The organism is Campylobacter sp. CFSAN093249, from assembly GCF_011067895.1.
GTDB lineage: Bacteria > Campylobacterota > Campylobacteria > Campylobacterales > Campylobacteraceae > Campylobacter_D > Campylobacter_D jejuni.
Window position 1 is genome coordinate 284,279 of sequence record NZ_JAAMWM010000004.1, and the last position, 9,287, is coordinate 293,565.

Below are 9,287 nucleotides of genomic sequence, written 5' to 3' on the forward strand. Positions count from 1 at the left end.
ATGGGCTTTTTGCCCATGTTTTTATGCAATTTTACTTGCATCAATAATATTATAATCTAAACCAACCGTTTCTTTAGAAAGTCCTAATGCAAGTCCTACTAATTGTGATAAATGAATAATAGGCAATCTTGCTTTAGAATTAGTATAATCTTGAAATCTTTCTTGATAGATATCAAGCTGCATTTGACAAAGTGGACAAGGTGTTACAACACAATCAGCTTGATTTTCACTTGCATTATTGACAATTTGACTAGACATTTTTTTCACAGATTTTTCTGCAGGATAAGAAGCATGAAAACCACAACAATCAAGGCGTTTTTCAAAAGGAACTATTTTAGCCCCTAAAACTTCTACTACACTTTCAAAACTTTTTGGATTGGTTGAACTTTCTTTTTTACCGAAAGTATCTTCAGGTCTTAAACTATGGCAACCATAAAATAAAGCTACTTTTAAATTTGAAAGCGGCTTTTTCACCTTACTTTTTAAATTATCCAAATCCTCATAAAGCTCCCACAAAAGACTTGTAATAGGCGTTGAACCTTGATATTTCATTCCACCTTGTGCTAAAAAAGTATTGATGCGTTCTTTTGCACCCTTATCAAGAGTATTTTTTGCTTTAGTTAAAGTTAGCATACAAGTACTACAAGTTGTAAGTATTGGCATTTTCATCTCTTCCGCTAAAGCAATATTTCTTGCATTAGCTACCAAAGTCGCAATAGGATCAACACACTGCGCTTGAGAAGCCCCACAACAACTCCATCCCTTAATTTCATTCAACTTCCAACCCAAAATAGGTGCAATAGCTTCAAGTGAAATTTTAGATTCTTTTGCAGCTTGAGATAAAACACAACCTGGAAAAAAAGCGTATTCTTTTTGCATATTTTACTCCTTAACAGCAGCTTCTTGTGCTGCCTTTATCATTTTAACCAAATCTTTATGCCCTTCTATTTCATTCTCGCCAAAAACATGCATAGGATTCATTTTTCCTGCGCGCATAAGTTTAAAAGCTATATCTGTTTTACCCATAGAACCTATAACACCCTCAGAACGCAAAGCAAGATAAATTTCATTCAAGCGTCCTGAACCTTCAACTAAATCTTTATAAAAAGCTTCAGCATGATCAGGCCCTAAGCCTTCATTTAAACCTTTTTTAATCGCCATCACTCTTAAATTTGCTATATCGCTTACTGAACTTATACCCTTTGGACAACGATCAGCACACTCTTGACAATGAACACAAAGCCAAAGTCCATTCATTACGCTGGGTTTTACATGCAACATAGGATCCTTACCTCGAGAGTCTGCCGCTGCACGCCAAGCATGAGTAAAAACAAAAGGTTGCATATAATCGCTACTATCTGCTTCTAATTTATTACACTCTGAAGCACAGCTACCACATAAAATACAATCCCATTGCTTGCTAATACGATCAAATTCTTCTTGACTTTGTTTACAGCCCTTTTCCGCTGAAAATTCATTTTTTGCCACCATGGCAGGACGAATTTTTCTTAAATTTTCTATAGAAGGCTCCCAATCCACAATTAAATCAGAAATTACTCTAAAATTTCCAAGCGGAGAAATGCGTATACTTAAAGGATTATCATATTCTTTTAACAAATCTTGCATTTTAGTATCACAAGCAAGATAAGAATGCCCATTCACACGAACTGCACAAGCCCCACAAATCGCAGATTGACAAGAGGCGGTAAAATTTAAAGTAATATCTTTTGTTTTTTTAATAAAAAGCAAAAGAGAGAGCAGAGTTTTTCCTTGTATATCCTTATCATCAATATCATAACTTTGTTCATATTTTTCCTTGCCATTAAAACGATCTATGATGATTTTCATTGTACTCTCCTTCCATCAAGTGAAAACTCAGTTACCACGACATCTTTATAACTAAGTTTTAATTCATCATTTTCTAAATTTACAATGCTATGTTTTAAGAAATTTTTATCATCTCGCTTTGGATAATCTTCTCTAGTATGAGCCCCACGACTTTCAAGTCTATTTCTAGCTGCTAAACAAGCACAGCGAGAAAGTAAAATCAAATTGCCAAGCTCTACATAATCTGTAAAAGCAGTATTCATCACTTCATTAGGATTTGGAATACGAATTTTTTCATATCTTGCTTGTATATCTTCTAAATTTTTTGCTAGAAGATCGAGTTTTTCTTGAGTTCTAAAAATCCCCATATTATCCCAATTTTGACTTCCTAGCTCTTCTCGCAATTCATACATTTCTTGACCATTTCCGCCATTATTTGTAATTTCTTTAAATCTAACCTGCCATTTTTGAGCAAGTTCATGAGTTTTTGTCCCTTTTCCAAAACTTGCATCTTTAGCATAATTTGTCGCACCAATGCCTGCTAAATGCCCTGTTACAACTGCATCGGCTAAAGAATTTCCCCCTAGTCTATTAGCTCCATGTATAGAAATGCAAGAAGCTTCTCCACCTACATAAATTCCAGCAATTTTAGTACTCATATCTTCAAATTTAGCCACTTCAATTCCACCCATAGAATAATGCGCCGTTGGACGGATAGGTACAGGAGTATCTACTAAATCAATATTTTCAAAAAGCATTGCAGTGTGACGAATTTTTGGTAAATCTTTTAAAATTTTTTCTTTTCCTAAGTGGCGTACATCGCACAAAACATAAGCTCCAAGTCCCTCGCCATAACCTCTACCTTCACGAATTTCTGTTTCTATGGCACGCGCAACCACATCTCGCGGTGCAAGCTCCATTTTTTCATGGTAATTTTTCATAAAACGCTCACCACGATTATTTAAAAGATATCCCCCTTCACCGCGCGCCGCTTCTGTAATAAGAGTTCCACCATTTGCAACTCCTGTTGGGTGAAATTGTATCATCTCAGGATCTTCAAAACCAAGTCCTGCTCTAAGAGCAGCTGCCACACCATCTCCTGTGGCAATAAAAGGAGTTGAAGTTCTATTATAAAATATCCTTGTGTATCCCCCTGTAGCAATCACCAAAGCTTTGCATAACACAGGATAAATTCCACCGCTTTGTATATCTCTTAAAACGACACCCTCGCATTTTCCATCCACAACACCTATATCCAAAAGTTCATGATCCATTAAAAATTTCACACCACTACTAATAGCATCATCTAAACAAGAATGCATTAAAATATGACCTGTTTTATCTGCAGAATAGTTACAGCGTTTCTTAGAAGCTCCTCCCATTAAACGCTGAGCTACTCCACCTTGCTCATTTCTTGAAAACAAGGTTCCTATAAAATCCATATTAAAAATAGCCTTTCCAGCTAATTCGCAAAATTTTAAAGCCGCGTCTTGATCTACCAAATAAGCTCCGCCTTTAATAGTATCATAAGCATGTAATTTATAGGAATCTCCATTAGAAAAATCAGTAACTCCATTAATTCCACCCTCTGCCATACAAGTTGCGTTACGCGATGGCATCATCTTTGTAGCTACTACAACGCTTAATTTTGGATTTTCTTTTCTCACTGCGGCTGCAGCACGCAAACCTGCTCCACCTGATCCAATTACCAAAACATCGCAAGAAGGTAAATTTGTATCTTTATCCATCTTAGATGAATCATCTAAAGCATAAACTCCACTTGAACTTGCAGCTAAAGCTCCTACACTAATACAGGCTGTTTTTATAAAATCTCTTCTAGAAAATTCACCCATATCATTCTCCTTATTTAAAAAAATTAATAATAATTTTTAATGTAAGTCAATCTTACATAACCGCATGCCAAAAATCCAAAAACAAACTCTCCTTTCAATATAAAATGGATTAAAAACAAATTTATAATTTAGTAAATATAAAAAAGCATAAGATAAGTAATCAAAGAAGATAAATGAATATAATAAAATAAATATTAAAAAATTTTTGCAATATATCATAATCTATTCCTTGTAAATTAAACGGAATGATTATACCTTAAAAAAATAACAAAAAGTTAATATTAATTAAGATAATATTTATCTTAATTAATATATAGTTAATAAAATTATCAAATCATTAAGCCTTAAAAAGCTTAAATTCTCCATTCATAAATTGCATTCTAGCGCTTAGATGATCAAGATAAAAAACTTCAAATTTCGGATTTTGTGGAGTTTCATAAAGATTTACAAGATAAGGATATTTTTTAAACATCATTTTTTTAACTTCTAAATTTGGTTCAAAAACCGCATTAGCTCTAAGTCTTAAAAAAGTCCCATCTTTTGCACAAGAACAAAATTCAATACCATTATAATTTTTTATATGTTTAAAAAGTCCCTTTGTGTTTGCTGTGCAAAAATAAATTTTATCTCCCATAAGCAATGGACTTTGTATAGGACGCACTCTAGGATTTCCACAAGTTCCTAAAGTGGCTAAAAATGCCGGTGCATTATCATCTAAAAATTGTGCTATTTCTTTTAAATCCATCATTTTTCCTTACATATATAAACCACCATTGATCTTAAGCACATCGCCTGTCACATAAGAGGCATAATCACTAAGTAAAAACGCTACACAATTAGCCACTTCTTCAGGTTCTGCAAAGCGTTTTAAAGGGATATTGTCTTGATAGGTTTGTTTGATTTCATCACTTAAAACTTCAGTCATATCGCTTTTTATGAAACCTGGAGTCACACAGTTAAAGCGTAAATTTCTACTTGCTCCTTCTTTAGCAAAAGATTTAGTCATAGCTATCATTCCACCTTTACTAGCAGAATAATTTACTTGTCCAGCATTGCCCATTTCTCCGACAATAGAAGCGATATTTACAACAGCACCAAAACGTTTTTTACTCATGGTTTTTAAAGCTTCTCTACAACCTAAAAAAGCTGAGCTTAAATTTGTATCTACAACGCTACTAAAGTCCTCTAATTTCATTCTTAAAGCAAGTTTATCATTTGTAACGCCTGCATTATTTACAAGATAACTTAATTCTCCATCACTCTCAACTATAGTTTTTACACCGTTTTCAAACTCATCTTCTTTGCTTGCATCAAATTTAATCACAGCAGCAACGCCACCACTTGCAATAATTTCATCTTTTAAAGCATCTGCAAGTTCAGGTTTTGAACGATAATTGATCCAAACTTTAAGTCCAAAACCCGCCAAAGTTTTTGCGATAGAAGCACCTATTCCCTTACTTGCTCCAGTAATTAAAACATTTTTTCCACTAAATTTCATTATCTATCCTTAATAAGTTTAATTTTAAAAATTGCAATCTTAACAAATTTCTTATAAAAAAGGCAAACAAACTAAAATAAAGCCTCATTCATTTCTTTTGGAATTTCTAAGTCTAAAATTTTAAGCACGCTTGCAGCGATATTGCTAAGCCCCATATTATCTTTAATCTTTGAAACTCCCTTTGCTTGCACAAAAACAAAAACATCAAAAGTGGTGTGATTGGTAAGCAAATTTCCTTTTTCATCTTGCATAGCCTCGCAATTTCCATGATCACTTGTAATGATAAAAGCATAATCATGCTTTTTTGCACATTCTATAATCTCGCCTAAACAAGTATCCACCGCTTCGACAGCCTTTATAGCAGCATTAAAATCACCTGTATGTCCAACCATATCTCCATTTGCAAAATTTACCGCTATAAAATCCTCACCCTTTTCTATGCCTTTTTTCACTGCATCACACACTTCAAAAGCACTCATTTGGGGTTTTTCATCATAAGTTTTTACCTTGGGGCTTGGGATTAAAACCCTTGTTTCATTTTCTAAAAGCTCTTCTTTTCCGCCATTAAAAAAGAAAGTTACATGGGCGTATTTTTCGGTTTCTGCGGTATGAAGCTGACTAAGCCCTGCTTTAGAAATCACTTGCGCTAAAGTATTTTCAATTTTTTCTTTTTCAAAAAGCACAGGGAGTTTAAATTTATCATCATAAACACTCATAGTAAGTAAATTTTCAAAGATTTTTTCGCGTTCAAACTCTTTAAAATCCTTAGAATTTAACACTTCAACAAGTTGTTTCATTCTATCATTTCTAAAGTTGATAAAGATAATGCCATCTTCTTCTCTCATGCCCTTGTAATTCTCATTTTGAGCTGCTTTGATAAACTCATCAGTAACATTTTCATCGTAAGATTTTTGTAGGTATTCTAATAAATTTGGCACTTTATAAGCCTTACCTAACAAGCACTCATAATACTCTTTTACCCTATCCCAACGCTTATCTCTATCCATAGCATAAAAACGCCCACAAAGCGTAGCAAAATGCACGCCTAAGTTTTCACAAAATTCTTTTAAATCTTTTATGAAATTTAAGCCACTTTTTGGACTTACATCACGCCCATCAGTGATTGCGTGAGCAAAAACTTCATTGCCATTTTTCGCACAAATTTCAAGCATGGCTTTAAAATGCGTATCCATAGAATGCACCCCGCCATCACTATAAAGCCCTATAATATGCACTCTTTTACATTTTGCTAAAAGTTTTTGTAAATTCTCATTTTTTTCAAGTTCTTTGTTTTCAATGGCTTTATTAATACGCACTAAATTTTGATAAATAATACGCCCACTTCCTATACACATATGCCCTACTTCACTATTTCCCATCTGCCCTTCTGGCAAACCTACAGCTAAACCACTCGTTTTTAGTAAAGAATTTGGGACTTCCTTAAAAAGCTTTTCATAACTTGGTTTTTTAGCTGCTTCAAAAGCATTAAACTTACTATTCTTATTATACCCTATTCCATCTGTAATAATTAAAACGCATTTTTGCTTCATTTTTCTCTCTTTTATAAGAATTTTTTTGGTTAGATTTTACTAAAATTAAACTTTTAAAAACCAAAAAGAAGGCTAGGTTTTGTATTATCTTTCAGATTTAAGTCATTATGCTTTTTTTACTTATATTAGTGTGCGTGCAGGATTTGCATTTTTTATCGCTTTATGTTTGTCTTTATTTTTAATGCCTAAATTTATTACTTGGGCAAAAGCTAAAAATGCTAGTCAACCTATTTACGAATACGCCCCAGAAACTCATAAAACCAAATGCCATACTCCAACCATGGGTGGGCTTATTTTCATTAGTTCTGCAGTAATCGCAAGTTTATTTTGTATCAAATTTGATAATATTTTTGCTATAAGTGCTTTACTTTGTTTGATACTTTTTTGTTTGATAGGTCTCATAGATGATTTAGGCAAAGTTCTAAAAAAAGATAATCATTCAGGACTTAGTCCAAGAATGAAGCTTTTAGCACAAATCATCGCTGGACTTATTTGCATCTTACCTTTATATTTTAGTTCAGAGCTTAGCACGGAACTTTTTATACCTTTTTACAAACACCCTCTTTTTGATATGGAAATTTTTGCCATTGCTTTTTGGATTTTGGTTTTAATTTCTAGCTCTAATGCTGTAAATTTAACCGATGGACTTGATGGCTTAGCTACAGTTCCAAGTATTTTTTCTTTATCTACTTTAGGGATATTCTTATATTTGAGCGGAAATTTAAATTATAGTGAATATTTACTTTTGCCAAAAATTCAAGGACTTGGTGAAGTAGTGATTATTTGTGCTGCATTAATCGGTGCTTTAATGGGATTTTTATGGTACAACTGTTATCCTGCGCAGGTTTTTATGGGGGATAGCGGGAGTTTAGCTTTAGGTGGATTCATAGGATTTTTAGCTATCATTAGCAAAAATGAAATTTTACTTTTACTCATAGGTTTTGTTTTTGTTCTTGAAACTGTTTCTGTAATTTTACAAGTTGGAAGTTTTAAAATTTTTAATAAAAGAGTATTTAAAATGGCACCTATTCATCATCATTTTGAAAAAGTTGGCTGGGTAGAAAATAAAATTATAGTGCGTTTTTGGATGATAGCCTTACTTTCAAATTTACTTGCACTTGCATCAATAAAGCTAAGATAATGAAAATTTCACTTTTTGGATACGGAAAAACCACATGTTCTATTGCTGAAAATTTAGTAGATAAGTTTGGGCCTTTTGATATCTATGATGATCATTTTACAGAAACAAAAAAAGATACACTAGGAAATTTACTTTTAAATCCTAATGATTTTGATGATAATTTAAGCGATATTGAAATTCCTAGTCCAGGTTTTCCACCAAAGCACAAACTCATTCAAAAAGCAAAAAATTTACAAAGCGAATATGACTTTTTTTATGATATCATGCCAAAATCCGTTTGGATAAGCGGAACCAATGGCAAAACCACCACCACACAAATGGCTACACATTTATTATCACACATTGGTGCTGTTATGGGTGGAAATGTTGGAACTCCTTTAGCAGAGCTTAATCCTTATGCAAAACTTTGGATACTTGAAACTTCATCTTTTACCCTACACTACACTCATAAAGCTAAACCTGAAATTTATGCACTTTTACCTATAAGTCCTGATCATCTTTCTTGGCATGGAAGTTTTGATAATTATGTTCAAGATAAGCTAAGCGTTTTAAAAAGAATGAATGAATGTGATGTAGTAATACTGCCTAAAATTTATGCAAATACTCCAACAAAAGCTCATAAAATAAGCTATGAAGATGAAAAAGATCTAGCTGTTAAATTTGGCATTGATACGGAAAAAATTTCCTTTAAAAGTCCTTTTTTACTCGATGCTATCATGGCTTTAACTATAGAAAAAATTCTACTTGATACTTTAAGCTATGAGCTTTTAAATAGCTTTGTAATGGAAAAAAATAAACTCGAAGAGATTAAAGACAGTCAAAATAGACTTTGGGTAAATGACACTAAAGCCACAAATGAAAGTGCAGTAATGGCTGCGCTTAGTCGCTATAAAGATAAAAAAATCCATCTTATCATAGGGGGAGATGATAAGGGTGTAGATCTTAGCAATTTATTTGATTTTATGAAAGGATTTGATATAGAACTCTATGCTATAGGTATTAGTACCGAAAAAATGCTTGATTATGCAAAAAAAGCGAATTTGAAAGCCTATAAATGTGAAGTTTTATCTAAAGCTGTAAATGAAATTTCAAATCACTTAAGAGTCAATGAAGTAGCTCTTTTAAGTCCCGCTTGTGCAAGTTTAGATCAGTTCAACTCTTACGCAGAGCGTGGAAAAGTCTTTAAAGAATGTGTGAATAAAATTTAATTTATTTTACTTTTCATAGAAAATTTTAAATTTTATCCTTCTAGTATTTTCAAACCCCTAAAAACACCCTATTCTCTCTAAAAACCCTAACCAGCAGCAAACTCTTTTTTTAAACACGATTCTAAGTATCATCTAAAACAACAATAAAAATAAACATAGGATTTATATATAAAGTAAGTAATGAAGACATTTAACAAGTCCGCAATGAGC

At 32.9% G+C, this 9,287-nt stretch carries 9 protein-coding genes; 2 read left to right on the forward strand and 7 right to left on the reverse strand.

Annotated elements, in window-relative coordinates:
- Positions 1 to 21 precede the first annotated feature (21 nt).
- The 7 genes from sdhE to gpmI all read right to left on the reverse strand — a co-directional run bounded on the left by sdhE (position 22) and on the right by gpmI (position 6,728).
- Complete coding sequence (gene sdhE / locus FBF10_RS03785; RefSeq protein WP_002888165.1) at positions 22 to 879, reverse strand: 8-methylmenaquinol:fumarate reductase membrane anchor subunit; 858 nt, start codon at positions 877 to 879, stop codon at positions 22 to 24.
- A gap of 3 nt (positions 880 to 882) precedes the next feature.
- Positions 883 to 1,848, reverse strand: coding sequence for an 8-methylmenaquinol:fumarate reductase iron-sulfur subunit (gene sdhB / locus FBF10_RS03790; protein WP_002859008.1), 966 nt, complete (start codon positions 1,846 to 1,848; stop codon positions 883 to 885).
- Entirely contained in the window at positions 1,845 to 3,680 is a 1,836-nt protein-coding gene (gene sdhA / locus FBF10_RS03795; protein ID WP_052789867.1) for an 8-methylmenaquinol:fumarate reductase flavoprotein subunit, read from the reverse strand. The genes sdhB and sdhA overlap by 4 nt, the downstream gene beginning before the upstream one ends.
- Before the next feature lie 337 nt (positions 3,681 to 4,017).
- Positions 4,018 to 4,428 carry a pyridoxamine 5'-phosphate oxidase family protein gene (locus FBF10_RS03800; RefSeq protein WP_002864185.1) on the reverse strand — a complete coding sequence of 137 codons (411 nt, stop codon included), beginning with the start codon at positions 4,426 to 4,428 and terminating at the stop codon, positions 4,018 to 4,020.
- 6 nt (positions 4,429 to 4,434) lie between these two features.
- Positions 4,435 to 5,178 carry a 3-oxoacyl-ACP reductase FabG gene (fabG, locus tag FBF10_RS03805; RefSeq protein WP_002859879.1) on the reverse strand — a complete coding sequence of 248 codons (744 nt, stop codon included), beginning with the start codon at positions 5,176 to 5,178 and terminating at the stop codon, positions 4,435 to 4,437.
- Positions 5,168 to 5,266 (reverse strand): hypothetical protein, encoded by a 99-nt coding sequence (locus FBF10_RS08945; protein ID WP_002869268.1) that lies wholly within the window; start codon positions 5,264 to 5,266, stop codon positions 5,168 to 5,170. The genes fabG and FBF10_RS08945 overlap by 11 nt, the downstream gene beginning before the upstream one ends.
- Complete coding sequence (gene gpmI, locus FBF10_RS03810) at positions 5,250 to 6,728, reverse strand: 2,3-bisphosphoglycerate-independent phosphoglycerate mutase (RefSeq protein WP_002859005.1); 1,479 nt, start codon at positions 6,726 to 6,728, stop codon at positions 5,250 to 5,252. The genes FBF10_RS08945 and gpmI overlap by 17 nt, the downstream gene beginning before the upstream one ends.
- Positions 6,729 to 6,807: 79 nt before the next feature.
- Here gpmI and mraY point away from each other — a divergent pair, with 79 nt between their 5' ends.
- The gene (gene mraY, locus FBF10_RS03815) at positions 6,808 to 7,869 is read left to right on the forward strand and encodes a phospho-N-acetylmuramoyl-pentapeptide-transferase (protein ID WP_002859004.1); all 1,062 of its coding nucleotides are present in this window, start codon (positions 6,808 to 6,810) and stop codon (positions 7,867 to 7,869) included.
- Positions 7,869 to 9,077 (forward strand): UDP-N-acetylmuramoyl-L-alanine--D-glutamate ligase, encoded by a 1,209-nt coding sequence (murD, locus tag FBF10_RS03820; protein ID WP_002859003.1) that lies wholly within the window; start codon positions 7,869 to 7,871, stop codon positions 9,075 to 9,077. Before mraY ends, murD begins: the two co-directional genes overlap by 1 nt.
- The last annotated feature ends 210 nt before the right edge of the window (positions 9,078 to 9,287 follow it).

Coding starts and splice junctions, on each gene's coding strand:
- sdhE (WP_002888165.1), bottom strand. CDS start 879: ATGCAAAAAGAATACGCTTTTTTTCCAGGTTGTGTTTTATCTCAAGCT.
- sdhB (WP_002859008.1), bottom strand. CDS start 1,848: ATGAAAATCATCATAGATCGTTTTAATGGCAAGGAAAAATATGAACAA.
- sdhA (WP_052789867.1), bottom strand. CDS start 3,680: ATGGGTGAATTTTCTAGAAGAGATTTTATAAAAACAGCCTGTATTAGT.
- FBF10_RS03800 (WP_002864185.1), bottom strand. CDS start 4,428: ATGATGGATTTAAAAGAAATAGCACAATTTTTAGATGATAATGCACCG.
- fabG (WP_002859879.1), bottom strand. CDS start 5,178: ATGAAATTTAGTGGAAAAAATGTTTTAATTACTGGAGCAAGTAAGGGA.
- FBF10_RS08945 (WP_002869268.1), bottom strand. CDS start 5,266: ATGAGGCTTTATTTTAGTTTGTTTGCCTTTTTTATAAGAAATTTGTTA.
- gpmI (WP_002859005.1), bottom strand. CDS start 6,728: ATGAAGCAAAAATGCGTTTTAATTATTACAGATGGAATAGGGTATAAT.
- murD (WP_002859003.1), top strand. CDS start 7,869: ATGAAAATTTCACTTTTTGGATACGGAAAAACCACATGTTCTATTGCT.